The sequence below is a fragment of the Streptococcus sp. HMSC072C09 genome (assembly GCF_001813105.1).
Taxonomy (GTDB): Bacteria; Bacillota; Bacilli; order Lactobacillales; family Streptococcaceae; genus Streptococcus.
Genome location: NZ_KV811485.1, coordinates 306,748 through 329,035 on the forward strand (window position 1 = coordinate 306,748; position 22,288 = coordinate 329,035).

Sequence of the window (22,288 nt, forward strand, 5' to 3'; positions counted from 1 at the left end):
CATGAATATTCGTACGATTACTACTGCTAACCAGATCCATTTGGAGAATGAGACAGTTTTGGTTCTGGGCTACTTTGATGGCCTGCATCTGGGGCATCAAGAACTCTTTAAAAAGGCGCGTCAGATCGCGGATGAAAAAGGCTTGAAGGTCGCTTTGTTAACCTTTCCTGAATCTCCTAAGTTAGCCTTTGTTCGCTACCAACCAGAATTACTGCTTCATTTGCAGAGTCCTGAGGATCGGTTCCAAAAATTAAACGAACTAGGAGTGGATGAGCTCTTCCTCATTGATTTTACGACCGATTTTGCTTCTAAAACCGCCAAAGAATTTGTTGATCAATTTGTCAAAGCCTTGAGGGCCCGAGTTTTAATTGCTGGATTTGATTATAGTTTTGGCTCTGATAAGAAAACGGCCTCTGACTTAGCTGATTATTTTGATGGTCAAGTGGAAGTCATTTCTCCTGTATTGGATCAGGGGGAAAAGATTAGTTCAACCCGCATTCGTCAAGCTATCCTAGAAGGACGCGTCCAAGAAGCTGCCCGTCTACTTGGTCACCCTTTATCCAGTCGGGGCATCGTCGTGCATGGGGATGCGCGTGGCCGCACCATTGGCTATCCTACTGCCAATTTAGCACCGATTGACCGGACCTATTTACCATCAGATGGGGTTTATGTAGTTGATGTCGATTTTAAAGGGCAGATCTATCGAGGCATGGCTTCTGTTGGCAAAAATGTCACCTTTGATGGAAAAGAGCTTCGTTTCGAAGTCAATCTCTTTGATTTTTCTGGAGATATTTATGGCCATACTTTGACCATTCATTGGTTGGATAAGATACGGGAAATGGTCAAATTCGATGGGATCGATCAACTAGTGGCTCAATTGAAAGAAGATGAAGCAGTTTCACGAAACTGGCCCGAGGATTAGGAAGTTACCTAGTCCTTTTTTCTGCTGTCTTTTTGGGGATAATGAAAGTGGTTTCTTTTTTTCTACTGAAATTCAGAAAAATCGACTAGAAATCAAAAAAGCGCTTTTCAAGCACCTAATTTTTTTGTATAATAGAGTTAGATAGTTATATATAAAAAAGAAGTGAACCACATGATTACATTATTTTTATCACCGAGTTGTACATCATGTCGAAAAGCTCGGGCTTGGTTAAAAAAGCACGATGTTCCATTTAAAGAACACAATATAATGACAAGTCCTTTGAGCAAACAGGAGTTGACAAGTATATTGGCCTTGACCGAAAACGGAACAGACGACATTATTTCAACTCGTTCAAAAATTTTTCAAAAATTGGATGTTGATGTTGAAGATTTATCGATCTCAGCCTTGATTCATCTGATTGAGGAAAATCCAAGTCTCTTAAGGAGACCGATTATTTTAGATAACAAGCGCATGCAAATCGGCTTTAACGAAGACGAAATTCGGGCCTTCTTGCCGCGGAGTTATCGAAAACAAGAGTTACGCTCTGCCACTCTAAGAGCAGAAATAAACTAAGAAGTATGTCGAATGCAAAAAAATTATAGTTACCCACTGGACTTATCGTGGAGCACTGAAGAGCTTGCTTCAGTGCTTTCTTTTTTCAATAAAGTTGAAGAAGCCTATGAAAGTAAGGTAGAGGCCAAAGAATACATGGAAGCCTACCGCGCTTTTAAGAAGGTCGTGCCTAGTATCGGAGAAGAAAAACGTCTCGGACGGGAGTTCGAAGAAGTGAGCGGTTATTCTCTCTATCGTGCGACCCAGGCTGCAAAGCAAAAAGAGGAAGGATGGTTTTCTCTTGAAGAATAAATTAGAGTTTGCCAAACAAATCGTTTTAGAGGCTGGAGACTACTTGCGTCTTCATCTCCATGATGACTTGATGATCTCAAAAAAGACTGGGCCGACAGATTTGGTGACCCAGATGGACCAACAGGTTCAAAAGGATTTGGTTGAAAAAATCACAAATCGCTACCCAGAAGATCGGATTTTTGCGGAGGAAGATGGCCTTCGTTCACCGATTTCAGAAGGATCCGTTTGGGTGATTGATCCCATTGATGGGACCAATAATTTTGTGACCCAAAAGGAAGATTTTGCGGTCATGGTGGCCTATTTCGAAGACGGAATCGGTCGGTTTGGCCTGATCTACGATGTGATGCGGGATCACCTTTTTTTCGGGGGTGGAGAATTCCCAGTTTATCGCAATGAGGTTGAATTGACGCCCTTTGTAGATCAGCCTCTGGAAAACCTTTTGATTGCGTCAAATGTCGGTATGCTTGAGAAAAATGACTGGGGAATGGCCGATCTTGGCATGGATTCACTAGGAATCCGGGTCTATGGCAGTGCCGGTATTAGTTTTTCAAAAATTCTCTCAGGTGGGATTTTAGCTTACTTTAGCTATATCTGGCCATGGGACTATGCAGCCGCAGCGATCATGGGCGAACGGTTAGGCTATACCGTCCTAAATCTAAATGGGGATAAACCTAATTACCAGACAGTCGAACCCATTATGATGGTTCCAAAGGTGAAGTTAACAGAGATTCAAACCTATCTTAAGAAAGGGAGAAGTTAAATGAATTTTCCCCATGGTTTTAAAGAAAAATACCAGCATCTTCTAGGTGAGGATGCTGCTGCTTTTTTTGCGACCTTTGATCAAGAAGCAGTAGCAGCCTTTCGCACCAATCCTTTGAAAGAAGCACAAAAAGTATTTGATGATCCGATTCCCAATACTCCTTGGGGTCATTATGGAAAGGTCTCAGGGAAATCCATCGAACACGCAACGGGCTTGGTCTATTCACAAGAACCAGCAGCTCAGATAGTGGCCCAAGTCGCCCAGCCGAAGCCAGGGATGAAGGTCCTAGACTTGGCCGCAGCACCTGGTGGTAAGACGACGCAACTCTTGTCTTATTTGGACAATCAAGGACTCTTGGTCTCCAATGAAATCCACAAGGGACGCTCGAAAATTCTCGTAGAGAATGTCGAACGTTTCGGTGCCCGAAATGTATTGGTGACCAATGAGTCTGCCGATCGTCTGGCCAAAGTTTTCTCAGGCTTTTTTGATCTGATTGTACTAGACGCCCCGTGTTCAGGTGAGGGGATGTTCCGTAAGCAACCAGATGCCATGGACTATTGGTCCATCGATTATCCTCGAGAGTGTAGTCTTCTTCAAAGAGAAATTCTAGAGGATGCTCTCAAGATGTTGGTTCCAGGTGGTTCCTTGGTTTATTCAACCTGTACCTGGGCTCCTGAGGAAAATGAAGAGATCGTATCCTGGCTCTTAGATAATTTTGATCTAGAATTGGAAACGATCGAGAAGATCAATGGTATGGCAGAAGGCATTGACCATCCAGAAACGGCGCGCATGTATCCTCATCTCTTTAAAGGGGAGGGACAATTTGTTGCTAAGTTCCGTTATCTAGGAGAGAATCGTCCTGCCAAAATCCCTTCCAAAAAGGACCAATTATCTGCGGAGCAAAAGAAATGGTGGCAGGAGTTTTCTAAGAAACACTTGAAGATCACTCTAGAAGGTGTCCTCGAAACCTTTGGTGACGAACTCTACTTGGTTCCGCTTGATTTACCAGATTTGCGAAAAGTAAAAATCGCCCGAAATGGTTTGCACCTAGGGACCTTCAAGAAAAATCGATTTGAACCTAGTTTTGCCTTGGGCCTTGCTCTGAAACCGAGTGAGGTAAAAGAGACCGTTTCGATCACGCCTGAAGACTTTGTTCATTATGTGGCGGGAGAGACGGTTCAATTGAAGGAAACGCATCCAAATGGATGGTACCAGGTCCTTGTTGAAGGCAATGGTTTGGGCTTTGCCAAAGTGACCGGACAGACCCTGAAAAATTTCTATCCAAAGGGGCTTCGTTTTAGGTAAAATGCTGGGCAAAGAACTCGTTCTATGATATAGTGGAATTACAGGTTTTTTTGAAAAAAACTTGTCAAAATCATAAGTGAAATAGTGAATATCAAGGAGACATGATTTGAAAAAGTCTAAAAAGCTGATCCTAGGACTAGCGACGATCGCATTAGCAGGAAGTTTATCTGCTTGTGCTTCTTGGATCAATCGCGGAGAATCCATCACTGCTGTCGGATCGACTGCCTTACAACCCTTGGTTGAAGGAGTAGTAGATCGCTACATTGAAGAACATCCTGGTAAGATTGTAAATGTACAAGGAGGAGGTTCTGGTACAGGACTTTCACAAGTTCAATCAGGCGCTGTGGACATCGGAAATAGTGACCTCTTTGCAGAGGAAAAATCTGGGATCGATGCCTCTAGTCTGGTCGACCATCAGGTAGCCGTAGCAGGAACAGCCATCATTGCCAATAAAAATATCTCAATCGACAATTTGACAACGGAGCAATTGCGAAAGATCTTTACGGGTGAATATACCAACTGGAAGCAATTGGGAGGTCCAGATCTTGAAATCACGATTGTGAACCGGGCGGTTGGTTCTGGTAGCCGAGCTGTCTTTGATGCCATTATCATGGATGGCAAACAACCCAAGCAGGCTCAAGAGCAAGACTCTAATGGAATGGTGAAAAACATCGTTTCTCAAACGCCAGGAGCCATCTCTTATCTAGCCTTTACCTATTTGGATAGCAGTGTCAAAACCATGAAGCTTAATGGCTATCAACCAACCAAAGCCAATGTTGTCAACAATAACTGGCCAATCTGGTCCTACGAACACATGTATACCAAAGGAAAACCCAATGAGTTGTCTAAAAAATTCATTGACTACATGATGACCGATGAGGTTCAGCAAAAGGTTGTTGGTAAGATGGGTTATATCCCGATCAATGACATGAAAGTCACCCGTGATTTAAAAGGGAATGTGTCAAAAAAATAAAAGAATTAGGTAAAAAATGAACGAAGTAGCAAAAAAAATGCTGACGAAATCAAAAAACTCCCGCCTAGAAAAATTTGGGAAAACCATTACTTTTTTATGTATGAGTTTGATTGTTGTCGTCGTTGCCATGATTTTGATTTTCGTGGCCCAAAAAGGTTTATCGACTTTCTTTGTCAATAAAGTCAATATCTTTAGTTTTCTATTTGGGAGTACTTGGAATCCTGCTGCAAAGGAATTCGGAGCCCTACCAATGATTCTAGGTTCCTTTATTGTAACCTTGCTTTCTGCCCTCTTGGCAACGCCGTTTGCCATTGGTGCAGCAGTTTTCATGACAGAAGTCTCCCCCAAAGGAGCTCGTTTCTTGCAACCAGCGATTGAGCTCTTAGTGGGGATTCCTTCAGTTGTTTACGGATTCATTGGCCTTCAAGTGGTCGTTCCATTTACGCGTAGTCTCTTTGGAGGGACCGGTTTTGGGATTCTCTCAGGGGTCTTTGTCCTCTTTGTTATGATCCTGCCAACTGTCACCTTTATGACGACCGATAGCCTCCGAGCTGTGCCCCGTCATTATCGGGAAGCTAGTATGGCCATGGGTGCGACACGCTGGCAAACCATTTGGCATGTCACGCTCAAGGCAGCCCGCTCTGGAATCTTTACAGCGGTTGTCTTTGGTATGGCACGTGCCTTCGGGGAAGCCTTGGCTATCCAGATGGTGGTCGGAAACTCGGCAGTGGTGCCAACCTCACTCACTACACCAGCTTCCACCCTCACCTCTATTTTGACCATGGGAATCGGAAATACCGTCATGGGTACGGTCAATAACAATGTTCTTTGGTCACTCGCCTTGGTATTGCTCCTCATGAGTCTTGCCTTTAACAGTGTGATTAAACTGATTACGAAAGAAAGAGGTAAGAAGAACTATGCACGCTAAACGAATGGATAAAATTGCAACAGGAGTGCTGTATGCTATTTCAGGGATCATCGTTGCGATTCTTGCCTCATTGATCCTTTATATCTTGGTCCGTGGCTTGCCCCATGTATCCTGGCACTTCTTGACTGGGAAATCTTCTTCTTACCAAGCAGGAGGAGGGATCGGAATTCAATTGTATAATTCCTTCTTCCTCTTGGTCATTACCTTGGTGATTTCCTTCCCACTTTCTCTTGGGGCTGGGATTTACCTCTCTGAGTACGCAAAAAAAGGTCGCTTGACCAATTTGGTTCGTACCTGTATTGAGATCTTGTCTTCTTTGCCATCTGTCGTTGTAGGTCTCTTTGGTTACCTGGTCTTCGTTGTCCAGTTCAAATACGGATTTTCGATCATTTCAGGGGCCTTGGCCTTGACCGTCTTTAACCTGCCACAGATGACCCGCAATATCGAAGATAGCTTGCAGCACGTTCACCATACACAGCGCGAAGCAGGTCTAGCATTGGGCTTGTCTCGCTGGGAAACTGTGATTCATGTCGTGGTACCAGAAGCTCTTCCAAGTATTATCACTGGGGTCGTCTTAGCTTCAGGACGGATCTTTGGGGAAGCTGCTGCCTTGATCTATACAGCAGGTCAATCGGCTCCAGCCCTTGATTGGTCAAACTGGAATATCTTTAGTGTGACCAGCCCGATTTCGATCTTCCGTCAGGCTGAAACCTTGGCTGTTCATATCTGGAAGGTCAACAGTGAAGGAACTATTCCAGACTCGATCGAAGTCTCAGCCGGTTCTGCCGCCGTTCTTTTGATCTTTATCTTGATCTTTAACTTTGGAGCGCGCAAACTCGGAAGTTACCTCCATAAAAAACTAACATCTGCTTAAAGGAGAAGAAATGTCAAAATACAATTGGGATGAGAGACACATCATTACTTTTCCTGAAGAAAAGGTGGTCCTATCGACCAAAGATTTGCATGTCTATTATGGAACGAACGAGTCCATCAAAGGCGTTGACATGCAGTTTGAAAAGAATAAGATTACAGCCTTGATCGGTCCTTCAGGATCTGGAAAATCAACCTACCTTCGTAGTTTGAACCGGATGAACGATACCATTGATATTGCGCGTGTAACGGGTGAAATTTGGTATGAAGGAATCGATGTCAATCGTCCAGATATCAATGTTTATGAAATGCGTAAGCATATTGGGATGGTTTTCCAACGGCCCAATCCTTTTGCCAAATCGATTTATAAAAACATCACCTTCCCGCATGAACGCGCTGGGGTGAAAGACAAGAAGATCTTGGACGAATTGGTCGAAACTTCTTTGAAACAGGCAGCTCTGTGGGATCAGGTCAAGGATGACCTTCATAAATCAGCCTTGACACTTTCAGGTGGCCAACAGCAACGACTTTGTATCGCGCGGGCCATCTCTGTGAAGCCAGATATCTTACTCATGGATGAGCCAGCTTCAGCGCTTGATCCGATCGCAACAGCGCAATTAGAAGAAACCATGCTTGAGTTGAAGAAGAATTATACCATTGTCATCGTGACCCACAGCATGCAACAAGCAGCCCGTGCTAGCGATTATACCGGTTTCTTCTACCTAGGAAACCTCATCGAGTACGATAAGACTTCGAATATTTTCCAAAATGCGAAATTGCAATCGACCAACGATTATGTATCGGGTCACTTTGGATAAAGTAAAATGACAACAAAAAGGAAAATAGAATGACAGAACCAATTTTGCAAGTCAAGGACTTGTCGGTTTATTACAATAAAAAGAAGGCTCTAAATAGCGTCTCCTTGGACTTTGCTCCAAAGGAGATTACAGCCTTGATTGGTCCTTCAGGATCAGGGAAATCTACCCTTTTAAAAGCCATTAACCGCATGGGCGACCTCAACCATGAGGTCACCACTACAGGAACTATCCTCTACAATGGACATAATATCTACGGACCGCGGACCGATACGGTCGAATTGCGTAAGGAAATCGGAATGGTCTTCCAACAGCCCAATCCTTTCCCAATGTCCATTTATGATAATGTGACCTATGGCTTGATGATTAATGGTGTCAAGGACAAGGCTGTCTTGGACGAAGCAGTTGAAACCTCTTTGAAACGCGCATCCATCTGGGATGAAGTCAAGGATCGCTTGCATGATTCAGCTATCGGACTTTCTGGTGGTCAGCAACAGCGGGTCTGTGTGGCGCGGGTCCTTGCGACCAGTCCAAAGATTATTCTTTTGGATGAGCCAACTTCAGCGCTGGATCCAATTTCAGCTGGGAAGATTGAAGAAACCTTGTATGGACTAAAAGACCGCTACACCATGCTCTTGGTGACACGTTCCATGCAACAAGCAAGTCGGATTTCCGATAAAACTGCCTTTTTCTTGGATGGGGATTTGATCGAGTACAATGATACCAATGAAATGTTCTTGAACCCAGCTAAGAAAGAAACAGAAGACTATGTCTCTGGTAAATTTGGATAGGAAGAAAATAAAATGTTACGAGTTCAATTTGAAGAAGATTTAGAGAAGTTGCATAACCAGTTTTATGCAATGGGAAATGAAGTGTTGAGTCAGATCAACCGTACGGTTCGTGCTTTCGTGACCCATGACCGTGAATTGGCCCGTCAGGTCATCGAAGATGATGCGGAGATCAACGAATACGAAGTGAAGCTAGAGCGTAAGTCTTTTGAGATTATCGCCCTTCAACAGCCGGTTTCACAAGACCTTCGTGTCGTGATGACCGTCTTAAAAGCAGTTTCTGACTTGGAGCGGATGGGGGACCACGCAGTATCGATTGCCAAGGCAACGATTCGCATGAAAGGGGAAGTCCGTATCCAATCTGTTGAGGAAGAAATCAGCAAGATGGGCCGTGAAGTCAAAGATTTTGTCGAAGCGACACTAGATGTTTACCTCAAAGGTGATGTGGATTTGGCCTATGAAGTTGCTTCACGAGATGAAGTCATCAACCATTATTTTGATAGTATCCAAGAATTAGCAACAGAAGAAATTCGGAAAAATCCAGAGTCCATCGTGACGGGTCGTGATTATTTCCAAGTGATCAACTTCTTGGAACGCATCGGAGATTATGCAAAAAATATCTGTGAATGGGTAGTTTACTTTGAAACAGGTAAAATTATCGAAATGTAAGATCATGGAGTCTTTTCGATATCAGACAGGCATTGTCATGCTTGTCTTTTCTTTTATCCCAACTTTGTGATAAAATAGTTTTATTAGGGCTTTTGATTGGAAAAGCGTGAAACATTTAAAGGAGGAAATTATGCAAGCAGTTGCACATTTTGTAGAAACATTCGTTCCAGAACATTATGAAGTATTTTTGGATTTAAGTCGTAAAACCAAGACCTTTAGCGGTCGTGTGGTGATTACAGGTCAAGCCAAGGAGGACAAGATCTCGCTTCACCAAAAGGATTTGACCATCGAAACAGTAGAAGTAGCAGGTCAAGCTCGTCCATTTACGGTTGATGATGCCAATGAAGCGGTTTATGTTGAATTGGAAAGCACAGGTCAAGTGACAGTTACTCTGACCTATTCTGGTAAGATCACAGACAATATGACAGGGATTTACCCATCTTACTACAGTATTGATGGTGTGAAGAAGGAAGTCCTCTCTACTCAGTTTGAGAGCCATTTTGCGCGTGAAGCCTTCCCAAGTGTGGATGAGCCAGAAGCTAAAGCAACATTTGATCTTTCTTTGAAATTTGACCAAGAAGAAGGTGAAATTGCCCTATCAAACATGCCTGAAATTGATGTGGAAAACCGTAAAGAAACAGGTATTTGGAAGTTTGACACAACTCCTCGCATGTCTTCTTACCTCTTGGCCTTTGCGGCTGGAGACCTCCAAGGAGTGACAGCTAAGACTAAGAATGGAACCCTTGTCGGAGTCTACTCAACAAAAGCTCACCCATTAGAAAATTTGGACTTCTCATTAGATATTGCCGTTCGTGCTATTGAATTCTACGAAGACTACTATGGCGTTAAGTATCCAATCCCTCAATCCCTTCATATCGCTCTTCCAGACTTCTCTTCAGGAGCGATGGAAAATTGGGGCTTGGTAACCTACCGTGAAGTTTATCTCCTTGTAGATGAAAACTCGACTGCCCAAAGCCGTCAAACAGTGGCCTTGGTGGTGGCTCACGAATTGGCTCACCAATGGTTCGGAAACCTCGTGACCATGAAATGGTGGGATGACCTCTGGTTGAATGAAAGTTTTGCCAATATGATGGAATATGTCAGCTTAGATGCTATCGAACCAAGCTGGAATATCTTCGAAGACTTCCAAACAACCGGTGTGCCTGCTGCCTTGAAACGCGATGCTACAGATGGCGTTCAATCCGTCCATGTGGAAGTCAAACACCCTGATGAGATCAACACCCTCTTTGACCCAGCAATCGTTTACGCCAAGGGGAGCCGTCTCATGCACATGCTTCGCCGCTGGTTAGGCGATGACGCCTTCCGTAAAGGGTTGAAGATCTACTTTGAAAAACACCAATACGGCAATACTATCGGTCGTGACCTTTGGGATGCTCTTGGGCAAGCTTCAGGTCGTGATGTCGCAGCCTTTATGGATTCTTGGTTGGAGCAACCAGGATACCCTGTTGTTTCAGCTTCTGTGGAAAACGATACCTTGATCATCCGTCAAGAGCAGTTCTTCATCGGAGAAAGAGAAGAAAAAGGTCGCAAGTGGGTTGTTCCTTTGAACAGCAACTGGACAGGTATTCCAGATACTTTGGAAACAGAAGTCTTAGAAATTCCAAACTATAGTGCCTTGAAACAAGCTAATACCGGAGCTCTTCGCTTCAATACAGAAAATACGGCTCATTATATCAGTGATTACCGTGGGGAATTGTTGGAAGACATCCTTGCTGAACTTGCTAGCTTGGATAGCACTTCGAAATTGCAAGTGGTTCAAGAACGCCGTCTCTTAGCGGAAAGCGGTCAAATTTCTTATGCAAGCCTTTTGCCAGTGATTGAACACTTGACAGAAGAAAGTTCCTACTTGGTTGTTTCAGCTGTTTCGAGCGTCTTAGCCGGAATCAGTCTCTTTGTGGATGAGGGAACTGAAACAGAAGTGGCCTTCCATGAGTTGTTGAAACGTTTGAACCGTTACAACTTTGAACGCTTGGGTCTGGAGGCTAAGCCTGGTGAAACAGAAGAAGACGAAAAAGTTCGTCAGCTAATGATTGCTAACATGATTAAGGCCAATGATGAAGCAGCACAAGCTCAAGCGAGCGCTATCTTTGAAGCGCATGCAGATGACTTGGAAAAACTTCCAGCTGCCATTCGCTTGCAAATCTTGGTCAACCAAATCAAGCACCAGGAAACCAAGGAGCTTAGCCAACAATACCTAGATACCTATGTGAAGACAGTGGATGGAAACTTTAAACGCCAATTGGCGGCTGCACTTTCTTATACCAAGGATGAGGAAACTTTGGAAGCTCTATTGAAGGAGTGGAAGAACAAGGATGTGGTGAAACCTCAGGATTTGGCTATGAGCTGGTACTACAACTTCTTGCATGATGACTTTACCCAAGGTAGAACTTGGACTTGGGCGCGTGAAAACTGGGATTGGATCAAGAAAGCCCTCGGTGGTGATATGAGCTTTGATAAGTTTGTCATCTACCCAGCTAACTGTTTCAAGACCCGTGAACGCTTGAATGAATACAAGGCCTTCTTTGAGCCTCAATTGGATGATATGGCGATCAGCCGAAACATCAGCATGGGTATCAAGGAGATCGCAGCACGTGTGGATTTGATCCAACGGGAAAAGGCAGCAGTAGAAGCCGCTATCCTTGCGACAAAATAGATTTAAAAAAATCGATACAGAAATTTCTGTATCGATTTTTTAGTGGACTTTGTATCTTATTTGAAATACCAGTGGTGTTTGAGGCTGGCAAAAATCGCCTTGCTGGTGATCGTGATGATGACCAGTTTGATGAGGTCAGCAAGGATAAAGGGAGCAACGACCAAAGCAAATGCTTTTTGGAGATCAGTATGCGTGATCAGCATAAAGCCGATAGCTCCGGATACAAAGAGGAGAGCACTACTGAGGAGATTGGCCAAAAAGATAGTGACAAGGCTGGATTTAGCACTCGTGAACAGAGACGTGATCCATGCTCGGAATGGGAAGAAGAGGAGGAAACCAGCAGTAGGACCAAGGAAATGCGAAGCACCACCAGCACCTCCGGCAAATACTGGAAAACCTAAGAAGCCTAAAAGCAGGTAGAGGCAGACTGTGACAAAGGCATGGCTGGGTTTATAGATGGTCCCGATGATCCCGATCATGAGTGTCTGTAGGGTCAAAGGAATTGGACCAAATGGAATGGTGAATTGAGATAGGACGGAGATCATGGCCACTCCAATGGAGATGAGTACTAAGGGAAAGATTTTCTTCATAACAGTTAACCTCTTATTTATTTTATGGTAACTATTCTACAATAAGAGGCTCAACCTGTCAATAGCCCACACTTGTTTTAGGATTTTTTAAGTAAAAATTTAGGCAGGCTTAAGACTCCTAAAGTATAATCGCCTTACTAAAGGATCGAGCTCCCTTTAAATTTTAAAAGATAAGTACTTGTACAAAAAGATAAAAGGTAAAAAAATGAATCAAAAAGAAACAAAACAAGTAGTCGAAACGCAAGAATCCAAAGAAAAAATGGTTGTCCTAAAACGAAGTCCTAAGTGGTGGATTGGCATGGCAGCAGTTGGTGGATTGTTGGTCGGTGCTGGAAGTGGCTTTGGTGTCGGAGTCATCGCCTCTCAATCCTCCAATAACCAACAATTTTCTCAACCGGTCCAAACAGGTCAGAACCAAGGATCTAATCAGCAACAAAATAGTCAAAATGGCCATGCTTCACAAGGGAACCAGCAAAATGGTGGCCCACAGGATGGGGGCCACCAAGGCGGTGGTCCTCAAGGTGGTGGTCAAGGACAAGGCGGCCCACAAGGTGGCGGTCCGGGTCAAATGCCACAAGAAGGCAATGGTGGCCCACAAGGGAATGGTCCAGATAATGGCATGAACCAATCTGGCGGACAAGAAGGGAACCAGGGGTCCTCTAAAAAGTCCAATAAGAAGAATTCAAAAAATAAAAACAAGACGAGTGACAGTCAAAGTAAGAAAGAAAACACGACAAACTCATAGAATTAGCCTTCCTCAGGCAGGCTGAATTTGATCATAAAACCAGGTTCTAAACTATAGGAAATGAAGGCAAGTCGTGTTATAATGGTTAAGAATAGATTAGAAAGACTCACTCACGAAAGAGAAGAGGATACGACGATGATTAAAATTCTATTGGTCGAAGATGACCTTGGTTTATCAAATTCAGTATTTGATTTTTTAGATGATTTTGCGGATGTCATGCAGGTCTTTGACGGAGAAGAAGGTCTCTACGAAGCAGAAAGCGGGATCTATGATTTGATTTTGCTGGACCTCATGCTTCCTGAAAAAGACGGTTTCCATGTCTTGAAAGAATTGCGTGAAAAAGGCGTGACAACCCCTGTTTTGATTATGACAGCTAAAGAAAGTCTGGATGACAAGGGACACGGCTTTGAGCTAGGAGCAGACGATTACCTCACCAAGCCTTTCTATCTTGAAGAACTTAAGATGCGGATTCAAGCCCTCTTGAAGCGCTCAGGAAAGGTCAATGAAAACACCCTCAATTATGGCAATTTGAAGGTCAATTTATCCACTAATTCGACTTACGTGGACGATAAGGAAGTGGAACTTCTTGGGAAGGAATTTGATCTTCTGGTCTACTTCCTTCAAAACCAAAATGTCATCCTTCCAAAGACCCAGATCTTCGATCGTCTCTGGGGCTTTGATAGTGACACAACCATCTCAGTGGTTGAAGTCTATGTTTCAAAAATCCGTAAGAAATTAAAAGGTACTGATTTCGTTGAGAACTTGCAAACATTGCGCAGTGTGGGGTATATCTTAAAAGATGCTAACCAGAATTAAGAAAACCGTCGGGGAAGATGATTTTTCCTACTTCATCCGATATTTTGGGCTCTTTACCTTGATATTCTCGGCCATGACCTTGATTATCATTCAGGTCATGCGCTCGAGTCTCTATACAACGGTTGATGAGAATCTCAAGACTCTCAGTCAGGATCCCTACTCACTTGTAGCGATTGCTTATCGAGATCAGCGACAGTCAAATACCAAAGGAGATGATAATGATCATGAGATGATGATCCCAGATCATGATAAATCAGAACCTAAAGGGGATGTCACATCCAATACCACTGTTGTTTTGCTCAATAAAAAATATGAAAACTTGACAACCGGTAATGGGTTTTTAAACTTCAAAACGGTGACGTTTGGTCGAAAGCTCCTCAACAAGGTTTCCCAGCTTCAAATTACAAATAGCTATGGGAAAAAAGAAAGTTACCGGGCCTATATGGCAGAGTTGAGTTTATCTGATGATGAAAGTGATAGTGACATCAAGTATGCGGTTGTCATGACCAATATCAGTCAGCTAGAGCAGACCAGTGAAGAGCACGAAAGTCAAATCGCCCTCATCATGATCTGCTTCTGGGGAATCTCCTTATTCGCTAGTCTCTTCCTAGCACGTCTCAGCGTCAAGCCCCTTCTTGAGAGTATGCAAAAACAAAAGGCTTTCGTGGAAAATGCTTCCCATGAGTTGCGGACGCCTTTAGCAGTTCTGCAAAATCGCCTCGAAACGCTTTTTAGAAAGCCTGAAGCGACCATTATGGAATCGAGTGAGAATATTGCATCCAGCTTGGATGAAGTTCGAAATATGAAGCTCTTAACCACTAACCTTCTTAACATTGCCCGAAGAGATGACGGCTTGAAGCCGGAGATGGAAGATATCGAACCAAGCTTTTTCGATCAGACCTTCTCCAATTTTGAGATCATTGCGGAAGAAAATGGCAAACTCTTCCAAGGAGACAATCAGGTGGACAAAGTCATTTGTTCTGATAGAACGCTCCTCAAGCAATTGATGACCATTCTCTATGACAATGCCTTGAAGTACACCGATGAAGATGGCGAGATCCAATTTGAAGTCCAGTTGAAGGACAAAAATCTACTTCTGAGGGTGCTGGATAATGGTCCAGGGATTCGAGATGAGGATAAGAAACGGATCTTTGATCGTTTTTACCGCGTGGACAAGGCCAGAACCCGTCAAAAAGGTGGATTTGGTTTGGGGTTATCCCTCGCTAAGCAGATTGTAGAAGCCTTCAAAGGGGCCATTCAAGTCAAAGATAATAAACCAAAAGGGACCATCTTTGAAGTGAAATTATCCATTAAGACGGAAAGTCGTAAAAAAAATCGTTGATAATTTTTTAAAAATAGAAAAGAGGAATACCTATGAGTTCAAAAATGTTGCACACTTGCCTTCGTGTGGAAAACTTAGAAAAATCAATCGCTTTTTACCAAGATGCTTTTGGTTTTGAAGAAAAACGTCGGAAAGATTTCCCAGACTACAAGTTCACGATTGTTTATTTGGCCTTGCCTGGAGATGACTATGAGCTGGAATTGACTTACAATTATGATCATGGTCCATATGTCATCGGAGATGGCTATGCTCACGTTGCCTTGAGTACTCCTGATCTAGAAGGTTTGAATGCGGAACACAAGGCTAAAGGCTATGAAGTGACAGAACCAAAAGGTCTTCCAGGGACGCAACCGAATTACTATTTCGTTGTAGATCCGGATGGGTATAAGGTAGAAGTCATTCGCTTAAAATAAGAGGGACTAAAAACAAGGGCCGCTGTCGGCTACGACAGTCGCCCTCTTTTTTATGAAACCATTTACAAAAAAGGAATGTTTTTTCGAGAGAAATTTGCTATAATAAAGTTATGAGATTCAAACACACGAAAACTATTTTATTAATCATTACAAATCTCCTTTTACTGAGTCTTTTGTATATTGGCTATCAAAAGATTCAAAGGGTTCGTGAACAAAAAGCCTATCAGGATCAGTTTGCCAAGGTCACCCAACTAGAGAAAAACTCTGAAAAAGGGAAAGATGTTCAAGTTCAGGAAGGGATTTTAGGAACTTCTTATGTGACGGCTTATTATCCTACTAAAGATGGACAGCCTGTTGAGATTGTGAAAGAGAAGATCCAAGAAGACCTTCAGCGTCTAGGATCCGATGAAAAAACCAAAGAACCAAAGCATTTGACCTTCTACCATAGTGAAGAAGCAGAAGCGCCTTTTGTTGGTTATCACCCTATCCAAATCAAACGGGCTGAATACCAGTACAAAAAAGGGAAATTCATCAAAGATGAGACGGTGAAGTTGCCCCTCTTTTACTTGGATGATGATAGTAACCCTTTGACCCTCAGCCAGGTTTTTGCGGATCCAGATGGAGCCAAACAGATCTTTTTGGAGGAATTACGGGGGAATCTAGCCTTTCGTCAGCTGGATGAGGAAAGCATTGATCAAATGGTTGCCCACTTCTCAGAGTTGGATTTGAGCCAATGGGAATTCCAATATGAAAAAGGAATTTTCACTATTCCATTTCCAACCAAGGTTAAGGGAGACGATACCTTTACTGTTCCCTTGTCTAAATTCTACGACGTGATTGATACAGAGCGCTTGCTTCCTGATGATCTAGCTTCTTACGAATCCTATATAGAAGAACGCCACCGTAAGATGATTGCCCTGACCTTTGATGATGGACCAGATCCAACCACGACTCCTCAGGCGCTGGCCATCTTAAAGAAATACAATGCTAAAGCTACCTTCTTTATGGTTGGAAAAAATGTCAGCGCGAATCCGGATATTGCTAAGCAAGTCCGCAAAGAAGGTCATCAAATCGGGAACCATACCTGGGATCATCCTCAGTTGCCAAAATTGAGCTTGGATAATGCTAAAAAAGAGATCTTGGATACCCAAGAAGCTATTCAAAAAGCGACAGGTGTGCAGACCAAGATTACCCGTCCTCCGTATGGAGCCATCAATAGTGCCATCCAATACGGTGTCGACCAATCCTTCATCATGTGGGATGTGGATAGCCTAGATTGGAAGACGCATAATACGACGGCTATTCTCAATGAAGTGAAAAAAGAAGTCAAACCGGGTTCGATTATCCTCATGCATGATATCCATCAAACCACGATTGACGCTCTACCGACCGTCCTTGACTACCTCAAATCACAAGGCTATACCTTTGTAACGGTGGATGAATTGTTGGATTATCAACTTGAAAGTCATCGCATTTATTACAATGGAAATTAACGTAAAAATCCTCTGCAGTTCATTCACTAGCAGAGGATTTTCTTATTCATTTAAAAAGAGTTGAGAATTTTTTAAAACCAGTTCACGTACAGAAGCGTATTTTTTTAAGGATTTGAGTTCTTCTGGGTGGGTGATAAAGGTGATTACATAGCCCTCACGCCCCATTCGTCCTGTTCGACCGGCACGGTGGGTATAGGTCTCCACATCACGAGGAATATCGTAGTTAATCACACACTCAAGATGTTCAATGTCGATTCCACGAGCGACTAAATCGGTGGCCAGCAAGAGGGTCAGCTGATGGTCTTTGAAGCGTTCCAGAATGACCTTGCGGTATTTGACATTGACATCGCTTGCGAGCGATACGGCCTCAACACCACGGTATTGTAGTTTTTCTTCAGCACTACCCAGATCAGACAGGCTATTGAAAAAAGCCAGACCACGAAAATCTTCGACGTAGGCGAGTTTGCGGAGCAATTCAACCTTGTCCCGCTGATCCACTTGCATATAAAAATGTTGGATATTGTCCAAAGAAACTCCATCAACCGTAACACGAAGAGTATTTTCCTCTAGCTGGTCTGGATCGACCTTGGCTGTGGCGCTCATGTAGATATATTGGTGGTCACGGGGAGCATAGTGGCTGATCTTGTCGACGAAGTGGTACTGAGAATCGCTCAGTAATTGGTCGAATTCATCTAAAATGATGGTTTCCACATTCATCATTTTGATCTTTTTCAGCTTGATCAGTTCAAAGATCCGACCAGGTGTCCCAACCAGGATTTCGGGTCCTTTTTTGAGGCGTTCGATTTGCCGTTTTTGACTAGATCCTGAAAGGAAGAGTTGTGTCTGGAAACCGAGAGGCTCTGCCCATTGTTTGGTGACATCAAAAATTTGTCCTGCTAACTCTGTGTTAGGAGCCAAAATCAAGAGTTGTTGGGCCTTCTTCGGTTTAAGTTTGAGCAAGCTCGGAAAGAGATAGGCGAGTGTCTTACCAGTACCGGTAGGACTAATCCCAAGGACATTTTCTCCTTCATAGATAGGGGAGAAGATCTGTTCCTGAATTTCAGTGAATGTATCAAATCCGAGTGTTTCTAACTGGTCTTTCCAGCTTTGTGGAAATTGTTCTTTCATTCTTTTTCATCCTTAAATTGTATTCCAGCGCTTTGACGCATCTGGTAGAGGGTTTTATGGACCTGCTCAGCTGTTTGTAACCATTCAAGATAAGCAGACGGCTTTTGATGAGCGATGGCAAGGGAAAAGGCTTCGGCCTCTTCTTGCATTTGGTGTGGGCAGGGCTGGATCGGAAGGTCGATAACCTCCCCAGAATGGCTGACGAAGCGGGCCTGGTTAATGGCTGTTACAGCATTGAGAGTTAGTGTTCCAGTCTTGGTGTAGATTTCAGCAGGTAGATGGCTGGTGATATTTTTTCCTGCCTGAATAGCAACCTGAAAATCTGGATAAATCAAGACACCTTGACCATAGAGATCAACCGAATTGGGTAATTGCTGAGCGGTGTAGTGACTGGAGATGGGGTCTCCAAAGAAGCCAATCGCCAAGTAGAGGCAGTAGACTCCCAGATCCATCAAGGCTCCACCTGCATAGACATCTGAGAAAATATTAGGAATCTCACCTGCAAGAAGGGCTGGCAATTTGGAAGAATATTTGGCAAAGGTGAAGTTGGCGCCCAGTATTTCCTGGTTAGAGAGGAAGTCTTTAATTACTTGAAAGGCTGCTTCTTGGTAATTTCTGGCAGCTTCAAAGAGATAGACCTGGTGCTCATTAGCGAGCTTGACCAGCTCCTTCCATTCAGAAGGGGTGGTCACGGCCGGTTTTTCAATGATGACATGCTTCTTGGCCAGAATAGCAAGCTTGGCCTGATCGAAGTGAAGAGAATTGGGGCTAGCAATGTAGACCACATCCAGTTCACTGTCTAAGAAGTCAATGAAATCCGTGTAGCAAGAGATTGCTCCATAAGGCTCACAAAACTCTTGAGCAGTCTTCATCTTTCTCGAATACACAGCCTGCAAGTGATAGTGGCCCGTCTGATGAGCAGCTGTAATAAATTCATGTGAAATCCAACTCGTACCAATAATTCCCAGCTTTAACATAAGGTGTCCTTCCGTCATCGATTCACTCTATTATACCATGAAAAGGGGGAGGGGACAGTATAAAGTAGAAAATATGCACTGATTATTGTATAATGAAGTGATATGCTTAGAAGGGAAAACATAGGATTGAGAAATTCAGAATTACTGATCATTATTCCTGCTTATAATGAGAGTGGAAATATTGAAAAAACAATCAAGATGATTGAAGAACATACACCTGAATTTGATTATGTCATTATCAATGATTGTTCTACAGATCATACACTTGAAATTTGTCGCAATAACAACTTTAACGTTATCGATTTACCGATTAATTTAGGAATTGGTGGTGCTGTTCAGACTGGTTATCAATATGCAGTTAAAAATGGCTATCAATATGCTGTTCAAGTGGATGGAGATGGCCAGCATAATCCTGAATTTATCAGAAAGATGCTTCAAGTCCTTCAAGAGAAGAATGTGAACATGGTGATTGGCTCTCGTTTCATTGAAAATCAAGGTTTCCAATCCTCCTTCGCGCGACGGATTGGAATTTCATTTTTTGAAAAATTAATCAAGGTTTTGACGGGTCAAAAGGTAACAGATCCAACTTCTGGTTTACGAGTTGCTGACCGAAAAGTAATTGAGGAATTCGCCAAGCAATATCCAAGTGATTATCCAGAACCAGAGACGATTGTGTCCCTGTTAACCTCAGGATATTCAGTTGCAGAAGTGCCTGTATTAATGAACGAACGAGAGCACGGGGAATCATCTATCACATTAAGCAAATCTGTTTACTATATGATTAAAGTGACTATGGCAATGTTATTGGCTAGAATTGGTGGAGGATATAAGAAATAAAATGCTAAATATTTGGTTGACCATTATTGTAATTGTTTTTATGCTTTATATTCTACGACTGGTTGCAAAGAAGCTTGTTGAAATGAGAAATGTCATCTCTTGGCTTATTCTTTGTATCGTCTCGTTGCCAGTCATTTGGTTTCCTAATTTGATTGGACAGGTATCAAAAATGTTAGGAATTCAAGTTCCAAGCAATCTAATCTTTTTCTTAGGATTCTGTTTACTTGTCTATTTAAACTTCTCTTTAACTCGGATTACCTCAAAACAATCCGTTCAAATTCGACAATTGTCTCAGAAGATTGCATTACAGGTAAAAGAGCATGAAGAATAATCAACCTGTTTCAACGGAGAAGGTGTATTTTTGGAATCTGTTAGGGAACTTGGCATTTGCTGGATCATCTGTACTATTTACATTGATCGTTACACGCATGACCTCGCCAATGGAAGCAGATTCTTTTAGTCTTGCCTATGGGATTGCTGCGATTCTAGTAGTAGTAGGCATGTTTCAAGTTCGAAGCTACCAAGGGACAGATGTTCTCTTTAGACACTCCTTTACCAGTTACAGTATTGCCAGATGTCTCTCTTTCCTACTCATGATGGCGATCTTTTTTCCTTACCTTTTTGTTTCAGGAATTGATCTACATGAGAGTTCAAAAATTGCGATTATTGGCTTGTACGTTCTATTTCGTATGTGTGAGGCAATTTCAGATCTTTTCCAAGGATTGTTTCAACGTCACGAACGATTAGATATCGCTGGCAAATCAATGACCATTCGTTATTCTTTCAGCACGATTCTTTTGTTGGCATTTTTGCTTATTACAAAGTCATTAACACAATCATTGCTTTACTTAGTTGTTTTAAACTTTATCTTTGTATTTTGTTATGATTATGTAAAATCAAAAGAATTTGAAACAATTGATTTCTCAGTAAAAAATCTCAAAAGAGACCTATTTGATGCGATCACTATTTTAAAGAATTGTATTCCTCTCTTCATTAGTGGATTTTTACTAGCTTATATTTTCAATGAGCCTAGAATCGCGATTGACTCTGAAATTAGACTGGGACACTTTATTGCAGGGACACAACGGGACTTTAATATTTTGTTTATGCCTGTGTTTTTTATGAGTCTCTTTATTTTAATTCTTAGACCCTTAACAACGCAATTAGCGATCTTATGGAAGAATAAAGAATTGAAAAAATTTGATGCCATCATTGCGAAGATGTTTGTCATTGTTTTGGGTGTCGGCTTGGTATTAACTGTGCTAGCTTATTTGATCGGGACGCCGATATTAAGTCTTGTTTTTGGTTTACCTTTAAACCAGCATAGTACTACCCTAGCCATCCTTGTTTTTTCTGGAATTCTGTATTCTATTGGGATTGTTTTTGGGGATGTCATGACGGTTATTCGAAAACAAACGTATCTATTGCCTGTGTATTTATTCATGTTTATAGCTTCCAAATTGACAAATAATGATTTGGTACAAAAAATGGGACTTCTAGGTGCGTCTTTAAGCTTTTTCATCGTGATGTCTGTTTATTTTAGTGGAAGTTTACTTGCTTATTTTATTGCAAGAAAAATAGAAAGGAAGGGCTATGCTCGTTAATCAACAACATACTTGGGTGATTTGTGCTTATGGTGAGAGCGAATACTTGGAAGCTTGTATTCAATCCTTGAAGAATCAAACTCTCCAATCACAGATTATCTGTTACAGTTCAACACCACTGGATTCGATCAAGGAACTTTGTCAGCGTTATGCTATCCCATTTTACACCAAGCAAGGTGGTGGGATTGGTAAGGATTGGAACAATGCCATGTCTTTTGTAGAGACGAAGTATGCTACCATCGCCCATCAGGATGATTATTATGAGCCAGACTATGCTGAGAAAGTTTTGGCTAAGATGGAAAAAAATCAAGATGTGTTAATTGGGTATTCTGATTATTTTGAAGAAAAAGATGGCCATAAAATTCCTGCGAATACAAATCTGAAGATCAAATCCTTGATGTTAAAAACTATGAATCTTTTTCCTGCTAGTCACTTTTGGCGAAACCGTGTGATGGCTTTTGGGAATCCGATTTGTTGTCCAGCTGTCACCTATAATCGTGAAAATTTGAAGAATTTCTATTTTGATGAAGGGATGAGAGTGAGTTTGGATTGGTACGCATGGTATAAGATCAGCGAGTATAAAGGTCGTTTCGCTTATGTATCTGACAAGCTCATGTGCCACCGTATCCATGAAGAGTCTGAAACATCAAAAACCATTGCAGACAATACGCGTAGTAAAGAAGATCTATACATGTATGAACTCTTCTGGCCTAAATGGATGGCCAAGTTGTTGATGAGACAATATGTGAAGAGTCAAAATTCGAATAAGTAGGAG

24 protein-coding genes are annotated in these 22,288 nt (G+C 42.4%); 21 read left to right on the plus strand and 3 right to left on the minus strand.

Annotation, left to right across the window (positions count from 1 at the left end; all coding sequences use genetic code 11):
* Position 1: 1 nt before the first annotated feature.
* The 12 genes from HMPREF2893_RS01600 to HMPREF2893_RS01655 all read left to right on the plus strand — a co-directional run bounded on the left by HMPREF2893_RS01600 (position 2) and on the right by HMPREF2893_RS01655 (position 11,568).
* Positions 2–922, plus strand: a complete 921-nt coding sequence (locus tag HMPREF2893_RS01600) for a bifunctional riboflavin kinase/FAD synthetase (protein WP_070673893.1) — start codon at positions 2–4, stop codon at positions 920–922.
* A 171-nt stretch (positions 923–1,093) separates the two neighbouring features.
* On the plus strand, positions 1,094–1,495 hold the full coding sequence (locus tag HMPREF2893_RS01605) for a Spx/MgsR family RNA polymerase-binding regulatory protein (RefSeq protein ID WP_009732658.1): 402 nt from the start codon (positions 1,094–1,096) through the stop codon (positions 1,493–1,495).
* A gap of 12 nt (positions 1,496–1,507) precedes the next feature.
* Positions 1,508–1,786: a UPF0223 family protein gene (locus HMPREF2893_RS01610; RefSeq protein ID WP_003003480.1), complete on the plus strand. Its 279-nt coding sequence runs from the start codon at positions 1,508–1,510 to the stop codon at positions 1,784–1,786.
* A complete protein-coding gene (locus tag HMPREF2893_RS01615) occupies positions 1,776–2,546 on the plus strand; it encodes an inositol monophosphatase family protein (protein WP_049474796.1) in 771 nt (256 codons plus the stop codon). Before HMPREF2893_RS01610 ends, HMPREF2893_RS01615 begins: the two co-directional genes overlap by 11 nt.
* The gene (locus tag HMPREF2893_RS01620; RefSeq protein ID WP_049474795.1) at positions 2,547–3,851 is read left to right on the plus strand and encodes an RsmF rRNA methyltransferase first C-terminal domain-containing protein; all 1,305 of its coding nucleotides are present in this window, start codon (positions 2,547–2,549) and stop codon (positions 3,849–3,851) included.
* Positions 3,852–3,957: 106 nt separating this feature from the next.
* Positions 3,958–4,824: a phosphate ABC transporter substrate-binding protein PstS family protein gene (locus tag HMPREF2893_RS01625; RefSeq protein WP_049474794.1), complete on the plus strand. Its 867-nt coding sequence runs from the start codon at positions 3,958–3,960 to the stop codon at positions 4,822–4,824.
* 16 nt (positions 4,825–4,840) lie between these two features.
* Positions 4,841–5,752, plus strand: coding sequence for a phosphate ABC transporter permease subunit PstC (gene pstC / locus HMPREF2893_RS01630; protein WP_003003307.1), 912 nt, complete (start codon positions 4,841–4,843; stop codon positions 5,750–5,752).
* Positions 5,742–6,626 (plus strand): phosphate ABC transporter permease PstA, encoded by an 885-nt coding sequence (gene pstA / locus HMPREF2893_RS01635; RefSeq protein WP_003006597.1) that lies wholly within the window; start codon positions 5,742–5,744, stop codon positions 6,624–6,626. Before pstC ends, pstA begins: the two co-directional genes overlap by 11 nt.
* Positions 6,627–6,636: 10 nt before the next feature.
* On the plus strand, positions 6,637–7,440 hold the full coding sequence (gene pstB, locus HMPREF2893_RS01640) for a phosphate ABC transporter ATP-binding protein PstB (protein ID WP_003011874.1): 804 nt from the start codon (positions 6,637–6,639) through the stop codon (positions 7,438–7,440).
* A gap of 29 nt (positions 7,441–7,469) precedes the next feature.
* A complete protein-coding gene (pstB, locus tag HMPREF2893_RS01645) occupies positions 7,470–8,228 on the plus strand; it encodes a phosphate ABC transporter ATP-binding protein PstB (RefSeq protein ID WP_003003393.1) in 759 nt (252 codons plus the stop codon).
* Positions 8,229–8,240: 12 nt separating this feature from the next.
* On the plus strand, positions 8,241–8,894 hold the full coding sequence (gene phoU / locus HMPREF2893_RS01650) for a phosphate signaling complex protein PhoU (RefSeq protein WP_003006603.1): 654 nt from the start codon (positions 8,241–8,243) through the stop codon (positions 8,892–8,894).
* A gap of 130 nt (positions 8,895–9,024) precedes the next feature.
* Complete coding sequence (locus HMPREF2893_RS01655) at positions 9,025–11,568, plus strand: M1 family metallopeptidase (protein ID WP_049474793.1); 2,544 nt, start codon at positions 9,025–9,027, stop codon at positions 11,566–11,568.
* Between the two features lie 56 nt (positions 11,569–11,624).
* Here HMPREF2893_RS01655 and HMPREF2893_RS01660 read toward each other — a convergent pair whose 3' ends face one another.
* Positions 11,625–12,158, minus strand: a complete 534-nt coding sequence (locus tag HMPREF2893_RS01660) for a biotin transporter BioY (RefSeq protein ID WP_070673894.1) — start codon at positions 12,156–12,158, stop codon at positions 11,625–11,627.
* A 205-nt stretch (positions 12,159–12,363) separates the two neighbouring features.
* Here HMPREF2893_RS01660 and HMPREF2893_RS01665 point away from each other — a divergent pair, with 205 nt between their 5' ends.
* From HMPREF2893_RS01665 to HMPREF2893_RS01685, 5 genes are all read left to right on the plus strand, one after another.
* The gene (locus tag HMPREF2893_RS01665; protein WP_070673895.1) at positions 12,364–12,903 is read left to right on the plus strand and encodes a hypothetical protein; all 540 of its coding nucleotides are present in this window, start codon (positions 12,364–12,366) and stop codon (positions 12,901–12,903) included.
* A gap of 135 nt (positions 12,904–13,038) precedes the next feature.
* A complete protein-coding gene (locus HMPREF2893_RS01670) occupies positions 13,039–13,719 on the plus strand; it encodes a response regulator transcription factor (protein ID WP_003011876.1) in 681 nt (226 codons plus the stop codon).
* Positions 13,703–15,061, plus strand: a complete 1,359-nt coding sequence (locus HMPREF2893_RS01675) for a sensor histidine kinase (RefSeq protein ID WP_070673896.1) — start codon at positions 13,703–13,705, stop codon at positions 15,059–15,061. The genes HMPREF2893_RS01670 and HMPREF2893_RS01675 overlap by 17 nt, the downstream gene beginning before the upstream one ends.
* 32 nt (positions 15,062–15,093) lie before the next feature.
* The gene (locus tag HMPREF2893_RS01680) at positions 15,094–15,474 is read left to right on the plus strand and encodes a lactoylglutathione lyase (protein ID WP_070673897.1); all 381 of its coding nucleotides are present in this window, start codon (positions 15,094–15,096) and stop codon (positions 15,472–15,474) included.
* A 110-nt stretch (positions 15,475–15,584) separates the two neighbouring features.
* Entirely contained in the window at positions 15,585–16,967 is a 1,383-nt protein-coding gene (locus tag HMPREF2893_RS01685; protein WP_070673898.1) for a polysaccharide deacetylase family protein, read from the plus strand.
* 42 nt (positions 16,968–17,009) lie between these two features.
* On the opposite strand, the gene HMPREF2893_RS01690 is transcribed toward HMPREF2893_RS01685, so the two are convergent.
* Together HMPREF2893_RS01690 and HMPREF2893_RS01695 are read right to left on the minus strand one after the other, a co-directional pair.
* Positions 17,010–18,095, minus strand: a complete 1,086-nt coding sequence (locus HMPREF2893_RS01690; protein ID WP_070673899.1) for a DEAD/DEAH box helicase — start codon at positions 18,093–18,095, stop codon at positions 17,010–17,012.
* On the minus strand, positions 18,092–19,072 hold the full coding sequence (locus HMPREF2893_RS01695; protein ID WP_070673988.1) for a Gfo/Idh/MocA family protein: 981 nt from the start codon (positions 19,070–19,072) through the stop codon (positions 18,092–18,094). The genes HMPREF2893_RS01690 and HMPREF2893_RS01695 overlap by 4 nt, the downstream gene beginning before the upstream one ends.
* 102 nt (positions 19,073–19,174) lie before the next feature.
* On the opposite strand from HMPREF2893_RS01695, the gene HMPREF2893_RS01700 reads away from it, so the two are divergent.
* The 4 genes from HMPREF2893_RS01700 to HMPREF2893_RS01715 are packed head-to-tail and all read left to right on the plus strand — an operon-like array spanning position 19,175 to position 22,285.
* Positions 19,175–19,909 (plus strand): glycosyltransferase family 2 protein, encoded by a 735-nt coding sequence (locus HMPREF2893_RS01700; RefSeq protein ID WP_070673900.1) that lies wholly within the window; start codon positions 19,175–19,177, stop codon positions 19,907–19,909.
* Position 19,910: 1 nt separating this feature from the next.
* On the plus strand, positions 19,911–20,240 hold the full coding sequence (locus HMPREF2893_RS01705; RefSeq protein ID WP_070673901.1) for a DUF2304 domain-containing protein: 330 nt from the start codon (positions 19,911–19,913) through the stop codon (positions 20,238–20,240).
* Complete coding sequence (locus tag HMPREF2893_RS01710; RefSeq protein ID WP_070673902.1) at positions 20,230–21,513, plus strand: lipopolysaccharide biosynthesis protein; 1,284 nt, start codon at positions 20,230–20,232, stop codon at positions 21,511–21,513. The genes HMPREF2893_RS01705 and HMPREF2893_RS01710 overlap by 11 nt, the downstream gene beginning before the upstream one ends.
* Positions 21,503–22,285 carry a glycosyltransferase family 2 protein gene (locus tag HMPREF2893_RS01715; protein ID WP_070673903.1) on the plus strand — a complete coding sequence of 261 codons (783 nt, stop codon included), beginning with the start codon at positions 21,503–21,505 and terminating at the stop codon, positions 22,283–22,285. The genes HMPREF2893_RS01710 and HMPREF2893_RS01715 overlap by 11 nt, the downstream gene beginning before the upstream one ends.
* Positions 22,286–22,288 lie beyond the last annotated feature (3 nt).

Excerpts from the sequence above, each read along its gene's own strand:
- HMPREF2893_RS01655 (WP_049474793.1), top strand. The coding sequence starts at position 9,025 with ATGCAAGCAGTTGCACATTTTGTAGAAACATTCGTTCCAGAACATTAT.
- HMPREF2893_RS01670 (WP_003011876.1), top strand. The coding sequence starts at position 13,039 with ATGATTAAAATTCTATTGGTCGAAGATGACCTTGGTTTATCAAATTCA.
- HMPREF2893_RS01610 (WP_003003480.1), top strand. The coding sequence starts at position 1,508 with ATGCAAAAAAATTATAGTTACCCACTGGACTTATCGTGGAGCACTGAA.
- HMPREF2893_RS01660 (WP_070673894.1), bottom strand. The coding sequence starts at position 12,158 with ATGAAGAAAATCTTTCCCTTAGTACTCATCTCCATTGGAGTGGCCATG.
- HMPREF2893_RS01680 (WP_070673897.1), top strand. The coding sequence starts at position 15,094 with ATGAGTTCAAAAATGTTGCACACTTGCCTTCGTGTGGAAAACTTAGAA.
- HMPREF2893_RS01695 (WP_070673988.1), bottom strand. The coding sequence starts at position 19,072 with ATGTTAAAGCTGGGAATTATTGGTACGAGTTGGATTTCACATGAATTT.
- HMPREF2893_RS01685 (WP_070673898.1), top strand. The coding sequence starts at position 15,585 with ATGAGATTCAAACACACGAAAACTATTTTATTAATCATTACAAATCTC.
- HMPREF2893_RS01605 (WP_009732658.1), top strand. The coding sequence starts at position 1,094 with ATGATTACATTATTTTTATCACCGAGTTGTACATCATGTCGAAAAGCT.
- HMPREF2893_RS01665 (WP_070673895.1), top strand. The coding sequence starts at position 12,364 with ATGAATCAAAAAGAAACAAAACAAGTAGTCGAAACGCAAGAATCCAAA.
- phoU (WP_003006603.1), top strand. The coding sequence starts at position 8,241 with ATGTTACGAGTTCAATTTGAAGAAGATTTAGAGAAGTTGCATAACCAG.
- pstB (WP_003003393.1), top strand. The coding sequence starts at position 7,470 with ATGACAGAACCAATTTTGCAAGTCAAGGACTTGTCGGTTTATTACAAT.
- pstB (WP_003011874.1), top strand. The coding sequence starts at position 6,637 with ATGTCAAAATACAATTGGGATGAGAGACACATCATTACTTTTCCTGAA.
- HMPREF2893_RS01715 (WP_070673903.1), top strand. The coding sequence starts at position 21,503 with ATGCTCGTTAATCAACAACATACTTGGGTGATTTGTGCTTATGGTGAG.
- pstA (WP_003006597.1), top strand. The coding sequence starts at position 5,742 with ATGCACGCTAAACGAATGGATAAAATTGCAACAGGAGTGCTGTATGCT.
- pstC (WP_003003307.1), top strand. The coding sequence starts at position 4,841 with ATGAACGAAGTAGCAAAAAAAATGCTGACGAAATCAAAAAACTCCCGC.
- HMPREF2893_RS01700 (WP_070673900.1), top strand. The coding sequence starts at position 19,175 with ATGCTTAGAAGGGAAAACATAGGATTGAGAAATTCAGAATTACTGATC.
- HMPREF2893_RS01675 (WP_070673896.1), top strand. The coding sequence starts at position 13,703 with ATGCTAACCAGAATTAAGAAAACCGTCGGGGAAGATGATTTTTCCTAC.
- HMPREF2893_RS01705 (WP_070673901.1), top strand. The coding sequence starts at position 19,911 with ATGCTAAATATTTGGTTGACCATTATTGTAATTGTTTTTATGCTTTAT.
- HMPREF2893_RS01600 (WP_070673893.1), top strand. The coding sequence starts at position 2 with ATGAATATTCGTACGATTACTACTGCTAACCAGATCCATTTGGAGAAT.
- HMPREF2893_RS01710 (WP_070673902.1), top strand. The coding sequence starts at position 20,230 with ATGAAGAATAATCAACCTGTTTCAACGGAGAAGGTGTATTTTTGGAAT.
- HMPREF2893_RS01620 (WP_049474795.1), top strand. The coding sequence starts at position 2,547 with ATGAATTTTCCCCATGGTTTTAAAGAAAAATACCAGCATCTTCTAGGT.
- HMPREF2893_RS01690 (WP_070673899.1), bottom strand. The coding sequence starts at position 18,095 with ATGAAAGAACAATTTCCACAAAGCTGGAAAGACCAGTTAGAAACACTC.